Below are 19,986 nucleotides of genomic sequence, written 5' to 3'. Positions count from 1 at the left end.
TGACTTGGATGGGGGCTGGGCAAATGCCGACCGCCTTCGTACTATCGTCCGTGGCACTCGCCCGCAGAGGCGATGCCACCCGACCTGGATGCAAACAAACAAGGACAGTTATGAACCCACCCGTTTGGCTGGATGATCACATCTATGCCGCCCCCGATTGCCCGGCAATCGACGCCGATTTCCAGCGTGCCCGCGAGGCCCTGAACAGCCTGCAACGCTTGCTGGATGAACTGCCCAAGACCACCGACATCAATGCCTTGCGCCACTTGCTGCGAGCCATCAGATCCTGCTGGACTGATGTGCGTCGGCTGGAATGGAACAGCCAGATCTATGCCTATAACCGGCTCAGCCGAGATGGTCGCGACGAGGCGGCCAAGGTGCTGCTCTCCCGGGGTCAGCAGTTGCAGGCGACCCTGGCCCAGCTCAGCAAACCGGTGACCCTGTTCTGGGCAAGCGCTCCCGAGGGGCAGGTGCGGGCCCTGTTGCAGGATCCCGAGCTGTTCGAGCTTGCCTACCTCATCCGTCATGATCGCCGCCTGCAGGATCAACGGCTCTCCTTGGAGAGCGAGCAGCTGATCGAGGGGCTCTCGGTGGATGGGCTGCAAGGCTGGGGCGATCTCTACGACAGTCTGGTGGGCCGACTCAGGCCCGTGGTGGAGGGCGAACCCATGGGACTGGCCCAGGCGGACAACTTGCTGGCTCACCCGGATCGGGCGCGCCGTGCCAGCGCCTGGCACGGCATCCAGGCCGCCTGGCAGGCAGAGCAGGAGACGGTGGCCGCCATCCTCAACGCCATCAACGGCTGGCGCAACGAACTCGCCGCCCAGCGTGGCAAGGTGCACAGGCTCGATGCGCTGGATGTCTCCTGTCATCAGAGCCATATCGAACGCGCCACCCTGGATACCCTGATGGCCGAGGCTGACGCCCACAAAGCGCTGGGACGGCGAGCCTTGCGCGCCATGGCCAGCGCCCAGCAGATCACCGATTTTTCCCCCTGGGATCTCTATGCCCCTGCGCCTGCCGCGCCCTCGGCCCTGCTCAGCTTCGAGCAGGCGCTGACCCTGGTGGCCGATGCCTTCGCCGGGTTTGACCCCGAAATGGGGGCCTTTGCCCGCATGATGGCCAAGCAGGGCTGGATTGATGCGGCCCCCAGCGCAAACCGGCGCAGCGGTGCCTACAGTACCGAATATGCCTATCCTCCCGAGCCTCGGGTGTTTCTCACCTTCGAGGGCACCATGGACAACCTCATCACCCTGGCCCACGAGCTTGGACACGCCTGGCACAGCTGGCTGTTGCGGGACGTGCCGCTGGAGCAGCGCGACTACCCCAAGACGCTGGCCGAGACCGCCTCTCTGTTTGCTGAGGCCCTGGTGCGTGATGCCCTGTTGGCCGCCACCGACAACATGGAGCAGCGCAGGGCCATCGCCTGGCTGGACGGGGAGCGCGCCGCCAGCCTGCTGCTCGACGTTCCGGCTCGCTTCACCTTCGAGCGGACCCTGGTGGCGGCGCGGGAGCAAGGCTATGTGGGGGCAAGCCAGCTGCGGCAGATGATGAAATCCGCGCAGCAGCAGTGCTATGGTGACACCCTCAGCCAGTACGACGAGCTGTTCTGGGCCAGCAAGGGCCACTTCTCCATCGCCGAACTCGGGTTTTACAACTACCCCTACCTGTTCGGCTATCTCTTCAGCCTGGGGCTTTATGCCCAGAAGGAGCGGGCCGGGGGCGAGTTTGCCCACGCCTATCGCGCGCTGCTCATCGACACGGGCCGCATGAGCGCCGAGGATCTGGTGGAGAAACACCTGGGAGTCGACATTCGCGAACCCGCCTTCTGGCAGGAGAGCCTGCGCTATGTGGAGGAGGCGGTCGAGCGCCTCGAACGACTGGTGTGACGGGCTGGCTCCTCTGATCGCATTGGCTGATCAGACTGGCCGTTCGGGGTCGCCCCGGCGACCCCTGTCTCTTGCGTGGCGGGCCTGCAGCGGCCTGGCCATGCGCATTTCACCCCGGGCAGCCTCTGCCCCCAGATATTGATGACGAGCGTTTGATGCAGCAACGAATTTACCCACAACAGTGGCACAACCAGCATATCTATCCCGCCCTTGATTGCCCCGAGCTGGACGCTGACATGAGCCTGGCCCGTGCCAACCTCGCCGAGCTGGCCGGTTTTATCGACGGTCTTGCCCCGATGCTGGAGAGCACCGATGCCTTGCCCGATTTTTTGCGGGAGGTGCGCCTGCGGACTCGGGACATTCACAATATTGGCTGGAACGTGGCGATTCTGGCCGCATGCCGCGGCAGTCAGGATGCGCGGGATCCGCAGGCCAAACAGCTGGCGTCCCGTGCCCGCGCCCTCAACGCCGATCTGTTCAAGACCCTGGCACCGGTGGAAGATCTGATGCTGGCACTGCCCGAGCCCGAGTTTGAGCGGCTGATGCAGGATCCCTTGCTGGGGGAGGAGGCGTACCGGCTGCGCCATGAGCGCCGGCTGCAGGATCAGCGCCTGCCGGTGGAGGCGGAGCAGCTGGTGATTGGGCTTGGCACCGATGGGCTGCACGCCTGGGGCAACCTCTACAACGATCTGGTGGGCAAGATCCGCCTCGTTATTGACGGCCGCGAGATGGGGCTGGCCGAGGCGAGCAACCTGCTCTCCAGCCCGGAGCGAGCCCTGCGCCGCGAGGCCTTTGACGCCATCAGTGCCGGCTGGGAAGGGGAGCAGGAGACGGTGGCGGCCATCCTCAATGCCCTCAATGGCTGGCGGCTGGAGCTGGCGCGCCAGCGCGGCAAGCAGCGTGTGCTCGATGCGCTGGATCTCTCCTGCCATCAGAGCCATATCGAGCGCACCACCCTGGATACGCTCATGGCCGAGACGTATCACGCCCGGGGTCTGGGCCAGCGGGCGCTGGGGCTGATGGCCCGGCAGCTTGGCATCACAGATCCGGGGCCGGAGGACTTGTTTGCACCGCCCCCGGCCGCCAGCAGCCGCACCATCCCGTTCGAGGAGGCGATCGCAATCATCGAGGGGGCTTTTGCCCGCTTTGATCCCGAGATGGGGGACTTTGCCCGCATGATGGCCGAGAAGGGGTGGATTGATGCGGCGCCCACGCCAAATCGCCGCACCGGCGCCTACTGCACCAAGTTTGCCGATCCGGTGGAGCCTCGGGTTTTCATCACCTATGCCGGCACCATGGACAACGTCATCACGCTCGCTCACGAGCTGGGTCACGCCTGGCACAACTGGGTCATTCGCGATCTGCCGATGAGCCAGCGTCGTTACCCCATGACGCTGGCGGAGACCGCCTCCATCTTCGCCGAAACCCTGGTGCGCAGCGCCCTGTTTGAACAGGCCCAAAGCCCGGAAGAGCAGCGGGCCATCGCCTGGGCGGAAGCCGATGGCGCTGCCACCTTCCTGGTCAACATTCCGGCCCGCTTCGATTTCGAGCTGGCGCTGGTGGCGGAGCGGGCGCAGGGCTATGTGTCGGCAGAGCGACTCAAGGCGATGACCGACGAGGCGTGGGGCCGCTGGTATGAGGGGAGCCTGACCCACTATCACCCGATGTTCTGGGCGGCCAAGGCGCATTTTTCCATCGCGGGGTTCGGTTTTTACAACTACCCCTATCTGTTCGGTTATCTGTTCAGCCTCGGGGTCTATCAGCAGTTGATGAGCCGCAAGGCGGCGGGGGAAACGAATGTGGCCGAGGCCTATCGCGCCCTGTTGCGTGATACCGGCCGTATGAGCGCCGAAGATCTGGTGGCAAAACATCTGGGTCAGGATATCCGTGACGCCGCGTTCTGGCAGTGCAGCATGGCGCTGGTGGCGGCGGCGGTGGATCGCTTCGAGCAGACCTGCGGTTAAGGGGACTCAGGCAGGTGAACGTGCCGCCGGGCAGTGTATCTGCCCGGCGGCTTTTTTTATGGTTGGGGGTCGACTGGCCGTACCGGGCCCACCAGCAGGGGTCTGGGCTGGTGGCTGAGATCCGGCTGGTAGCCGTTGAAGAAGAGATTCAGCAGCACCGAGCTCAGGGTCGCCAGCAGGATACCGCTGTGCAGCAGCGGCTGCAGCACGGCGGGAAAGTGCTGAAAGAAGTGGCCGGAGACGGTGGGGATCATGCCGACGCCTAAGCTGATGGCGACGATATAGAGGTTGTGACGATTGCAGTTGTAATCGGCCCGCGCCAGGATGCGAATGCCGGTGGCCAGCACCATGCCGAACATGACGATGCCGGCGCCGCCGAGCACAAAGGGGGGAATGGAAGCGACCATCAGTGACATCTTGGGGATCAGGCCAAAGGCGAGCAGTATCCCCCCCGACATGACGCAGACCCAGCGACTCGACACCCCGGTCACGCTGACCAGCCCGATATTCTGGGAAAACGAGGTGTGGGGAAAACTATTGAAGATGCCGCCGATGACGGTGCCTATGCCGTCTACCCGCAGCCCTCGCACTATGTCGCCCCGGGTGGCCGGGTGGCCGACTATGTCGCCGAGGGCCAGAAACATCCCCATGGATTCGATGAAGGTGATGAGCATGATGACGGTGAGGGTCGCGATGGAGATGGGATCGAAGGTGGGCCAGCCAAATGCGAACGGCACTATGGGGGCAAACCAGGCCGCCTCATCGAGGCCGGTCAGGTTCACCTCGCCCATGCCGATGGCGATGACAAAGCCGAACAGTATGCCGAGCAGCACAGAGATGTTGCTGAAAAAGCCTTTGGTGAAGCGGGTCACCAGCAAGATGAAGGCGAGCACCAGGAAGCTGGTGCCTATGTAGCGCAGGCTGCCGTACTCGGGATTGCCCTTGCCCCCCGCCATCCAGTCGATCCCCACCTGCATGATGCTGATCCCGATGGAGGTGATGACCACACCTGTCACCACGGTCGGAAAGAGTGGCATCAGGCGGCCGACCAAGGGAACCAGCAGGGTGGAGATGACCCCGGCGGCGATGGTGGCACCGAAGATGCCGGTCAGCCCCAGATCCGGGTTGGCACCGATGGCCAGCATGGGCATGACGGCGGCGAAGGTGACCGACATGATGACGGGTAGCCTGATCCCGGCAAACCGGCCTATCCCCAGACACTGCAGCAGGGTGACGATACCGCAGCAGAACAGATCAGAGCTGATGAGGTAGGAGATCTGTGCCTTGGGCAGCCCCAGGCTGCCGCCGATCACCAGCGGCACCGCCACGGCACCGGCGTACATCACCAGCACATGTTGCAAACCCAGGGTAAAGAGCTGGCCAGGGGGGAGCATGCGTTCCACTTCATCGACGGGGCGGCAGGTGGTCGTCCCGGGGGGATTGGTCTGGTTCATGAATACATCACTCCTTGCGGCCCGAGCGGCACGGCCGGGCAAGATGGGACTGGCCACCCCGCTCAGGGATTATGGGCTGGACGGGGATGCGAGCGCAGACCTTGTGTGCGGGCAGGCAGGATCGGCGTGGATGGCCACCCTGGGTGCGCACCCATGGACGTTGGTACTGCACAAAACGTGCACATTGGCTTAGCGGTGGCACGTTGGCTGGCGGTTTTGTGGGCGGGATCACAGGGTGGAAGGTTGTGGGTGGGTCATCGTTGGCCGGCCTGCGGGGCGGGCTCTCACATTGGTAGCTGGCGTATCATTTCTGCCTTGCGGGCTCTCACTTTGATACGCGTGCGGGGTAAAGGCATCCTGGTTCTGGTTTCATCCGCAACCGCAGGCGTGATCCAAAGCAAGAAAGTGGGATGTTTTGGTGGCGCAGAGCCCTGCCGCTGGGGTAGTTTCGATAGAACCGACACAGTTTATGAGGTCTTGTCCATGATCATCTATCTGCATGGTTTTGATGCCACCAGCCCCGGTAATCATGAAAAAGTGCTGCAGTTGCAGTTTATCGATGATGATGTGCGTTTTGTGCACTACAGCACGGTTCACCCCCGTCATGACATGAGCCATCTGCTCAAGGAAGTGAAGAAGCAGCTCGACATGAGCACAGACCCCAAGCCCCTCATCTGCGGGGTGGGGCTGGGAGGCTACTGGAGCGAGCGGATCGGCTTCTTGTGCGGCATCAAGCAGGTGATTTTCAATCCCAATCTGCACCCTGAGATCACCATGCAGGGCAAGATAGACAGACCGGAAGAGTACGAGGATATAGGCACCAAATGTGTGTCTGAATTTCGTAGTAAAAATTCAGGAAATTGCCTTTGCATCCTTTCCGTTCAGGATGAAATCCGCGATAATGGCGAAACTGAGCGTGAATTGAAGAATTATTACAACATCCTGTGGGATGAGCGAGAGACTCACAAGTTCAAGAACATCTCTCACCACCTGCAACAGATGAAGGCTTTCAAGGAAGCCTGATTGCTCGTCACGTCATGGATTCAACTATCAAGGGAGCCGATGGCTCCCTTCGCTTTAATGGAACCGAGGTAATTAACCATGACCAATATTGTTGTCGTCGGCGGCGGGGCTGGCGGTTTGGAGCTGGCCACCAGTCTGGGTCGCAAGCTGGGCAAAAAGAACAAGGCCAGGATCACCCTGGTCGACCGTAACCGTACCCATCTGTGGAAACCCCTGCTGCACGAAGTGGCCACCGGCTCCATGGACGCGGGTATCGATGCCCTGAGCTACCAGTCCCATGCCAAAAACCACGGTTTCGATTTCCAGTTGGGCACCCTCACCGACATCAAGCGCGATGAAAAGCGCATCGTGCTGGCGAAGATAGTCGACGAGAACGGCGACATAGTGGTGCATGAGCAGGAAGTGCCGTATGACATCCTGGTGATGGCGATCGGTTCCGTGTCCAACGACTTCAACACCAAGGGCATCAAGGATCACTGCATCTTCCTGGACAGTCCCTCCCAGGCACACCGCTTCCACAACAGCATGATGAACCGCTTCCTGCAGTTCGCTACCGAATACCAGCCCGGTGACAAGGTGAAGATCGCCATCGTCGGCGGCGGTGCCACCGGCGTCGAGCTCTCCGCCGAGCTCTACAACGCGGTGGAGCAGCTCTATGCCTACGGTTTCAAGCACCTCACCACCGACAACCTGAAGGTGACCCTGGTGGAAGCTGGCCCCCGCATACTGCCGGCGCTGCCGGAGCGCATCAGCGGTGCCGCCCATCAGGAGTTGGTGAAGCTGGGGGTGGACGTGCGTACCGCCACCATGATCACCGAAGCCACCGCCGAAGGGTTGCACACCAAGGACGGCGAACTCATCGAAGCGGATCTGATGGTGTGGGCTGCCGGCATCAAGGCACCGGATTTCATGAAGGATATCGCCGGGCTCGAGACCAACCGCATCAACCAGCTGGTGGTGAAAGAGACCCTGCAGACCAGCCGTGACGAGAACATCTTCGTCATCGGTGACTGCGCCGCCTGCCCGCAGCCAAATAGCAAGTTCGTGCCGCCACGCGCCCAGTCCGCACACCAGATGGCGACCCGTGCGTGCAAGAACATCCTGGCCAAGCTGGCAGGTGGCGAGATGAAGCCCTACCTCTATCATGATCACGGTTCGCTGGTCTCTTTGAGTCGCTTTTCCACCGTGGGCAGCCTGATGGGCAACCTGATGCGTGGCTCCATGATGGTGGAAGGCCACATAGCCCGCATGGTGTACATCTCGCTCTATCGGATGCACCAGGTTGCCCTGCACGGCTACGTCAAGACTGGCCTCATCATGCTGGTGGGCCGCATCAACCGGGTGCTGCGCCCGACGCTGAAACTGCACTAAGCCGCAGTCGGAACAGCCGGTGCTGAACGCACAAAAAAGGAGAGGCCAGGCCTCTCCTTTTCTTTTTATGTGATTCGTACGTCAGGAGGCATCATTGATCAGCGTTTTCACCTCCATCAGTGCAGCAGTGAAGAAGAGTCGCGCTACTTCAGGATCCCTCTGGCCAGCATCGTGGGCCACGTTGGCTATGTCGCCACCGAGGATGGTGATGGTGTTGCCGACCTTGGTCAGGCGATCTATCAGTGTGCTGAAGTTCTGAGAGAAGGCGTTGGTTTGTCCGAGGAAGCCTTGCTGGCGCTGGATCTGCCCCGCTATCTGGCTGACTTGTCCTTCCAGACTGTTCACCTTGCTCTGGGCTTGCGACAAGGTCACCGCCATGGCGATCAGGCCGGGTAGCCCCAGCAGCCCAAGGCCCAGCAGGTAAAGTTTCTTCTTGTTCAGCTCATCCAGCTCTTGGCGGGCTCCCGCCAGGCTTGACTGCAGCCCGGCGATGGTGGCCTGCAGCTCGACGCCAATCCGCTGCAGGTCCAGGTTGTCCTGCAGGATACGGCTATTGGCGGCTTGGCTTGCCCCCAAGGTGTGGGCCATCAAAGACTGGATCGGCGTTATCTCATCCTGCACCAGATTAATGAAGTCCTGCAGGGACTGGGGCGTGAGGCCGTTGGGGTTGGCCAGCTGCTGCTCCAGCTGTCCCTCAAGGCGTTGACCGAAGACCAGCACCTGTTGCTGCATCGTCAGCACCTCGGGTAGCAGATTGGCAATGACTTCGGTCACATTGTGCTGAATGTTGATGGCGCCCTGGGGGAGCCCGCTAAAGGACTGTATGGTGGCTTCTGCCTGCTGCATGTTGGCAATAGCCTGGGATAAGATTCCGTTGCTCATGGTGTCTTCTCGATAGGGAGAGGGCGGTGGTCCGCCCTCTGGGCATCAGGCGGCCAGGCGGCCGACGAAATCGGCTATGGTGGCGGTCCTGGGCACTTGTATGGGGCTGACACCGGCCATCTGTGCTTTGATGGTGTTCACGTCGGTGAGCACTGTCTTCACTGTGGTGTCGGCAGCGGTCAACCAGAGCTGGCGGATGTCGTCGCCGCTGGTGATGCCCTTGTCCAGATCGGTGATCAGGCTGCCGAGATCCGAGGTCAGGGAGTCCCAGGCATTGCTCATCTGGGTCGCGGCAGAGACAGCGTTTTGGGCCTGCACCTGGAGCCCTTGATAACCATTGCCGATCTGGGTGGCGATCAGTACCTCGCTGTTGAGGCTGCTGCGCTTCTGGTACAGATCCTGGCGGGCGCCCAACGAGTTGTGCAGCACGATGGAGCCTGCCGTAATACCGGCGGCACCTGCAACCATCATGGCGACGCCACCGATGACCACAGGCGTCGAGGTGCCAGCGGTGACGAAGTCGGCCACTGCGCCTATGGCGGTGACGAAGGCTCCGCCAATCACTAACAACCCCCCAACCACGATGCCGGCGATGGCGCCGTCGATGGCTGCGTTGACCTTGTCGATGTCACCGTTGAGCTGAGCCAGCACCCCGTTGTCACCCTGTACCTTGCTGTTGAGGTTCACCACTATGCCCTGGAAGTTGCGAGAGTCGATGATCAGCTGGTTGTTGAGATCCAGGATAATGAGACGAGTATCGGAAGAGATCTTATGGTACTCGGTGGCTTGTTCCTTGATAACGTTCAACTGCCTGAGCCACTGGGCCTTGGTGGAACCGGGGGGGAGCACGGTCGGGATGGCATTTTGCAGGGCGTAGTAGTTGGAGATGTTACTGATGTTGGTGATGATCTGTGGCTGGATCTGGTTGAGGTACAGGTCCGCATGCCCTTTGGCGACGTCCAGTCCCTGGTTGATCTGGGTCTGATTCTCCTTGAGATTCGGGAACTGGCTGAAGTCCACTGGCACTTGTTGCTTGACGCTGTTGCAATAGGTCTGGATCTGCAGCGCTTGCCCGGCCTGACCGGCCATGCTCTGGTCCATGGAGATGGTTGCATTCATCATGTCTATCGTCCTTTTATGGTGGGATTAAGCGTCGGGCAGGACGCCGTTGCCGGCGTAGGCGGCCTTGATGTCATTCACCTGATCGGAGAGCTGTTGCCAGGATTGGGTATTCAGCGCCAGGGTGCGCCTGAGCAGACGTACATCGCCGCTGTTATTGAGGTCGGCCACCACGGGTACGGCGCTCTGATAGGCATCGGCCACCTTTTGCCAGCCCAGGGGCAGGCCAGTGATCGCCCGGGCTACCGTCTCGTAGGTGCTGACAAACAGCTGGTTTTGGGCCTGCACTGACTTTGCGACCGTCAGTATGGCGTTGGTCTCGGCCAGCGCCTGGTAGGCCAGTGCCAGTTTCTGGGTATTGGCCTTGAGCTCCTTGGCCGCCAGGCTGGCACCGGCTATGCCGGATGACAGGGCCTGGATACCGGAGATCATGTATTGGGTCTGCTGGTCTGACCCCTTGGCTGAGCTTTGACTAGCGGCAGGCTTGCCGGCGGGGGTTTCCTCCAGCGCCAACGAGGTCACGATAGCGCGGCCCAGTTGGCCTACGCCGTCACCGGCCTTGCCACCTTCGTCGACAATGGCCTGAATGTTTGCCGCTATGGCCTGGTTCAGTGCGTCGATGGCCTTGGCCTGGCGCTGGGCGTCGGCGATCAGATCCTGCTCGAGCCGAGTGATCACCCCAAGGAAGTTGTCCATCAGGGGACGCAGCGAACCCCAGGCGATCTGGAACCGGGTATTGAGTGTCTGGGCCATGAGCCGGTAACTCTGGGCCTGATCGGCCAGCGAGGTCAGCTGTTCTGCCAACCGGGCTCGCCCGGCCAGCACAGCCGCATCGTCATCCTGGCCGAGCAGCCGGTTGAACGCCGCGACAAGGGCGTAGAAATTCGAGCCATGGCTCATCAGATTGATAAAGCCAGGCAGGTTATCTTGTTGGTAGTAGCGCGCCTGGTTGAGCATCTGCGCCTGGTAGGCCTCAATCTTGACGGCCAAAGATGAGTCGAGCTCACTCCTGGCCAGGGACTGCTGCATCAGCAGCAGATTGGCATAGCTCTGGTTGAGTAGGGCCGGTGAGGCCGCAGACAGGTAGGCTGCCAGCAGGCCTTGATCCCCCAGATCCAGTGTGGTGATCGTGGTCATGGCGTGGCCTCCGTACCGGCTTCGGCGAGGTGGCTTGCGTGGAAACGTACCCGCGTTGAGGGGCTGGGGTGAGGTGGTCGGGTGTCGAGCTGCATCATGATGCTGTCCTCGTGACGAAGTGGGTCAGTCTCCGGCGTAGGGCCGGGACAGACTCACCCTATGGAAAGGCGAAATGGGTCACAACTGACACTTGTATCACTTGAAGTTTGAGCCAAATCGGCTAATGAGCGCCTTTTGGTGCTTGTCTTGCCGGTTGCTAGGCGTTGTCGTCCGTTGGTTGATGACCACTCTCTGCGGAGCCTTCCCCTCCGAACACCAGCCACCATGATCCAACAGACACGCATCGAGTCTGTTTGCTTGCCTGGAAACTATCGCTGTTTTAGGCTCTCTCCCCAGTACAATCGATAAGGAAACCAAGATGGTCCTCTCAACCACCCCCACTCTGGAAGGCAAGACCATTCGTGAATATCGCGGCATCGTCGTTGGCGAAGCCATCCTCGGCGCCAACATCTTCAAGGATCTGTTTGCCGGGATCCGCGACATCATAGGCGGCCGCTCCGGTGCTTACGAAAAAGAGCTGGCCCGTGCCCGCGAGATTGCCTTCGATGAGCTGAAAGAACGTGCCCGCGCACTGGGGGCCAATGCGGTGGTCGGCATCGATATCGACTACGAGGTGGTGGGGCAAAACGGCAGCATGCTGATGGTCAGCATCAGCGGTACCGCCGTGTTGGTCTGATCCCTACTGAGGTTGGTCTGATCCCTTGAGAACACTGAAAAACCGGCAACCTGCTGCCGGTTTTTCAGTTTCTGCGCCCCGGAGTGGGTGGATGGCGACCGATCCGCTACCTGCTCTTGAGGGTCAGCCTCTATACGCAGTACGGCTCTAAACTGACGAGCGAGTGGCGCGTTCCGTACCCCCATGCTTGGGCTTGAGCCCGTGATCATCCACCGGTTGGAGCTGACCAGTACGTTGACGCTGTCATCTTTTCCTGGTGACGGCAGGATCATGGAGTGGCTATTATGAGTCCTCTTTTGTGGGCGCCATGCCCTGGATGGCCATATTCGGAACAGGATTTCTTGCGATGATGTTACTCAAGCCGCCAGGGCTTAAACCTGGCGATACCATAGGTTTTTTCTCCCCCTCCAGCGCGGCCACGGCCTGGGCGCCACATCGCTTTGCTCGCGCAAGGGCTTTTCTGGAAGCGCAGGGCTTCAGGCTCAAGGCGGGCAGCCTGACCGGCCAGCAGGATCACTGGCGATCCGGCTCCATCGCTGCGCGGGCCGAAGAGCTCAATGCCCTTATTCGCGACCCCGAGGTGCGCTGCATCATGTCGGTGATTGGCGGCAGTAATTCCAACTCCCTGTTGCCCTATCTCGATTTTGATGCGCTCAAGCGGGATCCCAAGATCATCATCGGCTACTCGGACGTGACGGCCCTGCTGCTCGGCATTTATGCCAAAACCGGCCTCGTTACCTTTTATGGCCCGGCGCTGGTGGCCTCGTTCGGTGAATTGTCCCCGTTGGTGGATGAGACCCTGGCCGGGTTTAGCCAGATCTGCCTGGCTGGTGGGGGCGCCGTGCCTCATACCTTGCCGACCCCAGCCTATTGGACCGACGAGCGGCTCGATTGGGAAAACCAGACGCGGGCCAAGCAGTGTCAGCCTAACCGGCAGATCTCGGTGGGGGCTGGTCGGGTGCGGGGACGGTTGGTGGGTGGCAACCTCAATACCATGGCGGGGATCTGGGACTCCCCCTATATGCCAGCCATCGCGCGCGGGGATATTCTGCTGCTGGAAGACAGCCTCTTGACAGCGGATACGGTGGAGCGCTCCTTTGCCCATCTCAAGCTGTGCGGGGTGTTTGACCGCATCGGCGCCCTGGTTCTCGGCAAGCACGAGCTGTTCAACCATCAGGGCAGTGGCAAGCGGCCGCTCGATATCCTGCTGGAGGTGGTGGGGGAGCCGGCCTTTCCTATCCTGGCGGAGTTTGACTGCGCCCACACCCACCCCATGCTGACCCTGCCTCTTGGCATCGAGGTTGAGCTGGATCTCGATGCCCAGACCCTCACCTTGTGCGAACCTTGGCTTGGCGAGTGAGTCATCCCGTCAACCGTAGTATGCAAAGAGGCCGCAACAGCGGCCTCTTTGCCTTTCTCAGGTTCGGGATCAGGGCAGGGCATCCGGCCGGAAGCTGGCCCGGATCTGTGGCACCAGGGGCGAGACGTCGAATCCCTTCTCTTCACCCAGCACAGGATGGAGCAGGGCCAGCTCCGGGATTGGGGTCAAGTCTCCCGCCAGCAGCTGGCGGGTGGCCTGGCCCATCTGGTAGAGCTGGCGCACAGGGGCAAACTGCTGCGCGAGTGAGATACCACCATCATTGCGGGTAAAGGCCATCATGGGGATCTGGTAAGTGGCATCGCGAGGCGGTTTGTCACCATGAATCCCCTTGCCTGCCGACATCAGGAACGGCTGGTGATCGCCAAAGGCTACCACCAGATACCGCTTGCCGGACTGGTCCAGAGTCTTGAGCAGCCGCTCCAGCGAGGCCATGGCATCCACCACGCCCGTGTAGTAGGTGTTGAGCAGCTGGCGCTCTGCTGCGCTCTGATCAGGGCAGGCCTTGTCGAGTTGTTGGGCCTGATAGCGATCCCCGTCGAAGGGGCCATGGCCCTGCATGGTGACCGCATAGGCAAACAATGGCTGGTTATCCTGTTCGCTGCGCTTGAGCAGGTGATCGATCAGGGCATCATCCGAGATATAGAGCCCTTTATGTTCGAGCGTGGTGAAGTGGCTATCGAACCAGCGCTCCTCGTAACCAAGGGCCGGGATCGCTTTGGCGCGGCCCCAGAACTTCTCCACATAGGGGTGGGCAAACAGGGTCTTGTAGCCACTTTGCTTGGCACTTTGCGCAAGGCCGGGCACCTGCTCGGAGAGGTAGTAGTAAGGCACGACCCCTTGCCTGAGCAGGCCCACCGGCAGGCCCGTGTTCATCTCGAATTCGGCCAGCACCGTCATGCCGCCCGTGGTGGGAGAGTGGATGGTCTTGTGCCACTGCTGCACGCTGGCGGGCAGGCTCAGGGTAGGGGGTGGGGCGCAGATCTTGCCCTGCCAACCGAGCCAGAGCGACTCGTACTGCAGCACTATCACCAGATCGAAGCGGGGGGGTTGCACCTCGCTCGCATGGCTGAGCTGGGGAGTGAGCTCATTGATCTGCAAGGGGTAGCGAAACACGCTGCCATTTTGCAGCATCTCGTCCACCAGATTGAACAGGTAGAGGCCAGGGCCGGCCCGTATGATGTCCCTGTGATAGTTGACCGCCCTGTCCACGTAGCGAATGTTGGCTCCCAGCAGCTTGTTGCCGGTCTGGGTAGCGAATACACACAGAGCAAAGAAGGCGGCGGTGGCGGCGGCGGTGCGCAGGATCCAGCGTGACAGGGCGAAACGCCAGCAGAGAAACAGCAGCAGGCTGGCGCCCAGCACTGGCAACACGGGATGTTGCCCCAACAGGATACGCAGCAGCGCCAGCAGGTTACCGAGATCGTCCCCGCCCAGCGGCACCCCGTAGATGGCAATTTTCATGAAGTTGGCGAGCAAACCGATTCCGGAAAGTGCGGTAAAGACCAGCCCCATGTAGAGATTGAAACCCGCCAGTGCACACAGGCTCCAGCCCAGCACCATGCTGCCCCAGGCGAGGTAGTAGTGCTCGGGCCGAAAGCCTGACCAGAGCAGAAACTCCCCCAGTTTGAACACCACGAAGCCGTGCAGTAGCACGAAGGTGAGGTTGCCGAGCAGCAGGCTGCCGATGATCCGCCAGCGCAAGCTGCGTCTGAGGCGGGGCAGCACGGTTCTGAGCACGGCGGCGCTCAGGGCCAGCACCAGCACCAGACTGGTGAAGAGGTAGCTGAGGTTGAAGCCCTGCTCCGGCAGGGTCTGCAGGATCTGGCTGAAGTCGGCACTCTCGGGGCGATCCGCCAGCAGCAGGCCGATCCGCAGCTGATAGCGGCTGGATAGGGCATCGTCTGGCGCCCTTAGTGTGCTGTTGAGATCCAGGGTACAGCGGGTTTCGCTGCACACCTGCCGCTTGTATACCGCTTGATTCAGTTGATCGATCCGCTCCCCCCGTTCGTTGAGCAACTCCACCCGAACCCTGTCCCCTTCCTGCAGCGGCCCCTGCAACTGCCACTGGCTGCGCACCACCAGGTAGAGGCCTCGGCTGTCGCTCTTGTAGAGCAGGGCGTGACGGGTGAGGGTGGCAATCGGCTGATCGGCAGGCCCCAGTACCAGCGGCTGGGCCCGACCTAGCCAGCTGCCGGGATTAATCAGCGGCAGTATCAGGGTCAGCAGCAGCAGCGCGGCCAGCACGCCAAGCAGCAGAGAGGGCAGGCTGGGTACCCTGGCTGACAAGCGTGCTGAAGGGGGGACTTTCATATGAGCTCATCCTTTGAGCGAGTGATGACGGCAACTGGCTGCTGCATTTAATTTGACCCGATGGTGGGGGGCTTGTTCCTTGTTGTCAATTTAATGACAAGACAATGAATATGTCGTGACCATGAAGCCATGCAAACTGTGATCCGGATCGGACGGTCACACTCATTGTGTGATGAAAGCGTCATCATGACGCTTTGCCTCTGGTCTGTGCCTGCCTTACTGCTTAGTCTCTCAATAATGATGGAGGTGCATGTATGAATCCCAAGGTAGCGGCACGTCAGGCAAGATTGCTCCGCATGTTGGAGAGCAAGGAGGAGATCCGGATTGGGCGCGAGCGGGATTGCCCCTTGCCACTGGCGCAGCTGGTGAGACTCAAGGCGGATCATCCCACCGTGCTCAAGGTGTATCGTCACGGCCTCACCGCCGAGGTGTTTCACCTCAAGGTGGACGGACATCACTGGTGCCTGAAACGGCGCCGGCACGACTCCCTGGTGGCCAACGTCGATGGCAAGACCGCCTTCCTGACCGAGCTGGAGCGGCGGCGCGAGATAGAGGCCCTGCGCGAGCTGCACCCCACCATTCTCTCCAATGTGGTCTGTACCTGCTTTGGTTCGGCCCGGGCCGGGTTGCTTATCTCCCCCTGGCTGCGGGGCGTGCCTGTGCATGATCTCAACGAGCGCAATCTGGCTCAGATGCTGGCGGTGCAGGCCGAGCTTGCCCACTGGGGCTGGTTTGACTGGGATCCGAGCCCGGGCAACCTGCTCGACGATGGCCAGCAGATCACCGTGTTCGACTTTGGCTACATGTGGCCGTTCGATCCCCATCATGAATTCAACTCAAACGGTCTCGCCGATCCCCAGTTTCATGTGCCCGAGCGGCTGGAGACCCGCACTCTCTCGGGCCTCTGGCTCGACGAGCCGGACCCTCTGCCGCAGTTTCGCTACTGGCGCGGCCTCTGCCTGAGTTGGGTGCAGCGCGAGCTGCAATACCTGACACGGGAGGGCGCCAGCGCCCCCGTGCTGGCCCGCTTGCAGGGCTTGCAGGGGGAGTGGAGCTCGGCACTGGCCAGCGACGCGGCGCTCGCCGCCAACTGGTGGCGCGACATGTATCGCAGCCACAGGCTCGACATCCAGGATGATCTCAGCGGCAAGAGCTGCGGCCCGCTCACCCTGCGTCGGCTCGACTGGCTGGAGCGGGCGGTGACCGAGCACTTCGCCGAGCTGGTGGACAACTTGGGGCCTGACGAAGCCGGGCTCGACCAGGCGGCGCTGCTGGCCCGGCTTGCTGGCCTGCGCGAGGAGATCTGCGCCTGTCTGCTGCCGGTGCCCACCCTGGTGGTCTAAGCGGGCGCGGGTATCTAGGTCAATGACACTCGTAGCAACGCAATGAGGGGCACCCTGGGTGCCCCTCATTTATGCAGTGTCAAATCCTGGCTGGCTCAGTCGAGCAGCTCCTGGTGGAGGCGGTTGACGATGTGGCCAGCCTCCTCTTCCTTGACCAGGAAGCAGAGGTTATGGGTGCTGGCGCCGTAACAGATCATACGGATATTGTGCTCGCGGATGGCGTCAAAGACCTGGCTGCCCACCCCGGCCGCCTCGCTCATGCGGTTGCCGATGAGTGCCACCAGGGCCAGCCCGGTTTCGACCTTTACCTTGCACAGCTGACCCAGCTCGGCCAGCACCTTGTCACTGAGCATGGGTTCGCCGTTGCTCTGGCTGCCGGTGTGATCCAGGGTCAGCGACACGTTCACCTCCGACGTGGTGATGAGATCCACCGAGATGCGGTGACGGGCCAGGATGCCAAACACCTCGGCCAGGAAGCCATAGGCGTGGAACATGTTGAGGCTATGCAGGGTGACCAGCACCTGCTGGCGGCGCAGGGCCACGGCGCGAAACAGCGGGCTGGTGCGGGTGCTGGCACGGATCCAGGTGCCGCCGGCCGCCGGATCCTTGGCCGAGCCGACAAACACGGGTATGTCCTGGCGTACCGCAGGCTGCAGGGTGGCCGGGTGCAGTACCTTGGCGCCGAAGGTGGCCATCTCGGCCGCCTCGACGAAGCTTATTTCGGGGATGGGGCGGGCGCGGGTGACGAGGCGCGGATCCGTGGTGTAGATACCGGGCACGTCGGTCCAGATCTCTATGCTGCTCGCATCCAGCGCTTCGGCAAGCAGTGCTGCGCTGTAATCGGAACCGCCCCGACCCAAGGTGGTGGTGCGACCGTCGGCATCCGAGCCGATGAAGCCCTGGGTGATGATGAGGCTGTCGCCGAGCAGGGGGGCCAACGCCTGCTGGCAGAGGATGCGGGTGGCGGCGAGATCCACGGTCGCCTTGCCAAAGCGGCTGTCGGTGCGCATCAGCTGACGTATATCCTGCCAGTGAGCCTTGACGCCGCGCTGGCGCAGCAGCTCGTGAAAGAGGCGGGTGGACATCTGCTCGCCGCAGGCGATGAGGCGATCGGCCAGCTCGGCATCCGTGTGCTGACTGGCCTGGCGCGCCATGGTGCGGATCTCGCTGAGGGTGGCATGGATCAGGGTACTCACATCGCTTGGGTCGCCCAGCGCCGTCAGTATGGCCTGCTGGATCTCGGCCAGTTTAGCCAGCTGAGCCTCTTGGCCAGCCTCGTCCAGATCGCCCTGGGCCAGGGCCACCAGCAGGTTGGTGACACCGGCGCTGGCGCTCAGGACCACCACCCGGGTGGCCGGATTGGCCAGCACCACGTCGGCGCAATGGTTCATGGCTGCGGCATTGGCGACACTGGTTCCGCCAAACTTGGCGACATTGATCGGGCTCATTGCTTACTCCTGTCTTAATTGAAAAATCTGGATCCATCGGGCAAAAAGAGAGGAGGAGGCTGAAAATGGCAGGAATCAGAGAAGCTATCCCGGCCAGAAGCACTCCACCTGCAGAGCCCATCCCGTACCAGCCCCTTGTGGGGCTCGGTGGGGGATGACCACTACCGATGACAGCCCGGAGGATTCAGCCCCCGCAGCCGACGTTGAGGTATCCAGTTGCCTCACTCGTCTCGGCGCTGCACCCCCTGACCCAAGTTCATCGGACGCTGGCGTCCTCCCTCGGGCTGCCTGGGCAGCGCTCCTCTTCTGGCTCCACCGCAGGCGGTGGAGTACAATTAGAAATACCCTGCGCTGGATTGCACTGTCAATCGAGATTGTGAAAAAGTTAACAATCGGCGACAACCCGACACAAGATCAATAACTTACGAAATGGTCTTTGACAAAACTTTAGAGCGGCGCTGCCAGTTGTAGAAGTGCTGCCGTTCCACCGGCAGGTCTTCCACCTCCAGTGGATCGAAGCCCCGTTCCCGGAACCAGTGAATGGAGCGGGTGGTGAGCACGAACAAACGGCGAATGCCGAGCCGCTTGGCCCGCTCGGCCACCTTGGCTACCAGCTGATCCCCCCGGTTTGAGTTGCGATACTCGGGGTGAATGGCGACGCAGGCCATCTCCGCCATCGCCTCTTCCATGAAGCAGTAGAGCGCCGCGCAGCCGATGATGAGGCCGTCGCGCTCTATGATGGTGAACTTGTCGATCTCCATCTCCAGCTGCTCGCGGGAGCGGCGCACCAGGATCCCTTCTTCCTCCAGCGGGCGGATGAGATCGAGAATGCCGCCGATATCTTCTATGGTGGCGGCGCGGGCCCGCTCGGCACTTTCCCGTACAATCTGGGTACCGAGGCCGTCGCGGCTGAACAGCTCTTGCAGCATGGCGCCATCATCCTGATAGCTCACCAGATGGGAGCGGGGCACGCCGCCACGGCAGGAGGCAATGGCCGCGCGCAGGTAGCGGGCGGTACCGGACATCTCTTCCCCTGCTTGCTCCAGCTCCACCAGCAGCTCTTCGGCCTGCTCGGGGAAGAGCTCGGAGATGGCCTCGCCATGTCTGTCCATTACCCCTTGAGTGCTGCTGAAACAGATGAGCTTGTCTGCTTTCAGATCCACCGCCACCCGGCGGGCGACCTCTTCCGAGCTCAGGTTGAAGCTCTCGCCGGTGACCGAGCAGCCGATGGGGGAGATGAGCACCAGGCTCTTCTTATCCAGCTGGCGGGTGATCCCCTCCACGTCGATGCGGCGTACCCGACCGCTGTGGCAAAAATCGATGCCATCATCTACCCCCAGCGGCTGGGCGGTGACGAAGTTGCCGCTCACCACGCTGATGCGCGCCCCCTGCATGGGGGTGTTGGCCAGCCCCATGGAGAGCTGGGCGGTGATGTCGTACTGCAGGCCGCCACACACCTGTTTGATGATGGTGAAGCTGGCATCATCCGTGACCCGGATCCGTCTGTGGTACTGGGCCTCGATACCGGCGCGAGCCAGCGCCTCATCATTTTGCGGGCGTGAGCCAAACACCAGCACCAGGCGAATACCCAAGGTCTGTAGCAGGGCGATATCGCTGACGATATTGGCAAAATTGGGGTGGCAGATGGCTTCCCCGCCCATCATCAGCACGAAGGTGGCACCTCTGTGCACGTTGACATAGGGGGTAGACTGCCGAAAGGCATAGACCAGGCTGGGTTCACGTTCACGCACTTGAGGTTTCTTCCATAAAAAAACAGCAATGGGCTCAATATATGAAAATAAATTCACAAATCAAGACTAAATATTGATTTTTACGTTTTTTGCCACCATTTGGGCTGACCGGGGATGAGGGACCCCATCGGGCGATTGCCGGGCACTGAAGGATGCCGCTACCCCAGCGTGGCTGCGG

The 19,986-nt window shown here is 61.5% G+C and carries 14 protein-coding genes and 1 riboswitch; of the genes, 7 read left to right on the top strand and 7 right to left on the bottom strand.

Features of this window, described 5'->3' with window-relative positions; all coding sequences use genetic code 11:
• Positions 1-110 precede the first annotated feature (110 nt).
• The gene (locus WJM78_RS12055; RefSeq protein WP_339009497.1) at positions 111-1,889 is read left to right on the top strand and encodes a M3 family oligoendopeptidase; all 1,779 of its coding nucleotides are present in this window, start codon (positions 111-113) and stop codon (positions 1,887-1,889) included.
• 155 nt (positions 1,890-2,044) lie between these two features.
• Positions 2,045-3,853 carry a M3 family oligoendopeptidase gene (locus tag WJM78_RS12050; RefSeq protein WP_339009494.1) on the top strand — a complete coding sequence of 603 codons (1,809 nt, stop codon included), beginning with the start codon at positions 2,045-2,047 and terminating at the stop codon, positions 3,851-3,853.
• A 56-nt stretch (positions 3,854-3,909) separates the two neighbouring features.
• On the opposite strand, the gene WJM78_RS12045 is transcribed toward WJM78_RS12050, so the two are convergent.
• Entirely contained in the window at positions 3,910-5,307 is a 1,398-nt protein-coding gene (locus WJM78_RS12045; RefSeq protein WP_339009491.1) for a nucleobase:cation symporter-2 family protein, read from the bottom strand.
• Between the two features lie 483 nt (positions 5,308-5,790).
• On the opposite strand from WJM78_RS12045, the gene ycfP reads away from it, so the two are divergent.
• Both ycfP and WJM78_RS12035 read left to right on the top strand, forming a co-directional pair.
• Positions 5,791-6,330: an alpha/beta hydrolase YcfP gene (ycfP, locus tag WJM78_RS12040; RefSeq protein WP_181364808.1), complete on the top strand. Its 540-nt coding sequence runs from the start codon at positions 5,791-5,793 to the stop codon at positions 6,328-6,330.
• 78 nt (positions 6,331-6,408) lie between these two features.
• Positions 6,409-7,701 (top strand): NAD(P)/FAD-dependent oxidoreductase, encoded by a 1,293-nt coding sequence (locus WJM78_RS12035; protein WP_042036783.1) that lies wholly within the window; start codon positions 6,409-6,411, stop codon positions 7,699-7,701.
• An 81-nt stretch (positions 7,702-7,782) separates the two neighbouring features.
• On the opposite strand, the gene WJM78_RS12030 is transcribed toward WJM78_RS12035, so the two are convergent.
• Genes WJM78_RS12030 through WJM78_RS12020 form a run of 3 tightly spaced genes read right to left on the bottom strand, consistent with a single transcriptional unit; the run spans position 7,783 to position 10,839 of the window.
• A complete protein-coding gene (locus tag WJM78_RS12030) occupies positions 7,783-8,583 on the bottom strand; it encodes a hypothetical protein (RefSeq protein ID WP_212513836.1) in 801 nt (266 codons plus the stop codon).
• 45 nt (positions 8,584-8,628) lie between these two features.
• On the bottom strand, positions 8,629-9,705 hold the full coding sequence (locus WJM78_RS12025) for an HBL/NHE enterotoxin family protein (RefSeq protein WP_042036787.1): 1,077 nt from the start codon (positions 9,703-9,705) through the stop codon (positions 8,629-8,631).
• 24 nt (positions 9,706-9,729) lie between these two features.
• On the bottom strand, positions 9,730-10,839 hold the full coding sequence (locus WJM78_RS12020) for a hypothetical protein (RefSeq protein WP_339009485.1): 1,110 nt from the start codon (positions 10,837-10,839) through the stop codon (positions 9,730-9,732).
• Positions 10,840-11,257: 418 nt separating this feature from the next.
• Here WJM78_RS12020 and WJM78_RS12015 point away from each other — a divergent pair, with 418 nt between their 5' ends.
• Entirely contained in the window at positions 11,258-11,575 is a 318-nt protein-coding gene (locus tag WJM78_RS12015) for a heavy metal-binding domain-containing protein (RefSeq protein WP_042036789.1), read from the top strand.
• Positions 11,576-11,921: 346 nt separating this feature from the next.
• Positions 11,922-12,935 carry a S66 peptidase family protein gene (locus tag WJM78_RS12010; protein ID WP_339009484.1) on the top strand — a complete coding sequence of 338 codons (1,014 nt, stop codon included), beginning with the start codon at positions 11,922-11,924 and terminating at the stop codon, positions 12,933-12,935.
• Between the two features lie 69 nt (positions 12,936-13,004).
• On the opposite strand, the gene WJM78_RS12005 is transcribed toward WJM78_RS12010, so the two are convergent.
• Entirely contained in the window at positions 13,005-15,266 is a 2,262-nt protein-coding gene (locus tag WJM78_RS12005) for an LTA synthase family protein (protein ID WP_339009483.1), read from the bottom strand.
• 254 nt (positions 15,267-15,520) lie between these two features.
• Between WJM78_RS12005 and WJM78_RS12000 the strand changes: the two genes are divergently transcribed.
• The gene (locus tag WJM78_RS12000; RefSeq protein ID WP_339009482.1) at positions 15,521-16,609 is read left to right on the top strand and encodes a hypothetical protein; all 1,089 of its coding nucleotides are present in this window, start codon (positions 15,521-15,523) and stop codon (positions 16,607-16,609) included.
• 95 nt (positions 16,610-16,704) lie between these two features.
• Here the strand turns inward: WJM78_RS12000 and lysC are convergent, their stop codons facing one another.
• Both lysC and argA read right to left on the bottom strand, forming a co-directional pair.
• Positions 16,705-18,057 (bottom strand): lysine-sensitive aspartokinase 3, encoded by a 1,353-nt coding sequence (gene lysC, locus WJM78_RS11995; protein WP_339009481.1) that lies wholly within the window; start codon positions 18,055-18,057, stop codon positions 16,705-16,707.
• 89 nt (positions 18,058-18,146) lie between these two features.
• Positions 18,147-18,371: riboswitch (Lysine riboswitch) on the bottom strand.
• A gap of 108 nt (positions 18,372-18,479) precedes the next feature.
• Positions 18,480-19,808 carry an amino-acid N-acetyltransferase gene (gene argA, locus WJM78_RS11990; protein ID WP_042036795.1) on the bottom strand — a complete coding sequence of 443 codons (1,329 nt, stop codon included), beginning with the start codon at positions 19,806-19,808 and terminating at the stop codon, positions 18,480-18,482.
• Between the last annotated feature and the right edge of the window lie 178 nt (positions 19,809-19,986).

It is taken from the genome of Aeromonas popoffii, assembly GCF_037818705.1.
In the GTDB taxonomy this organism is placed as follows: Bacteria; Pseudomonadota; Gammaproteobacteria; order Enterobacterales; family Aeromonadaceae; genus Aeromonas; species Aeromonas popoffii.
The sequence above is the reverse complement of the archived record's forward strand: the minus strand, read 5'-3'. Positions and strand labels throughout refer to the sequence as shown.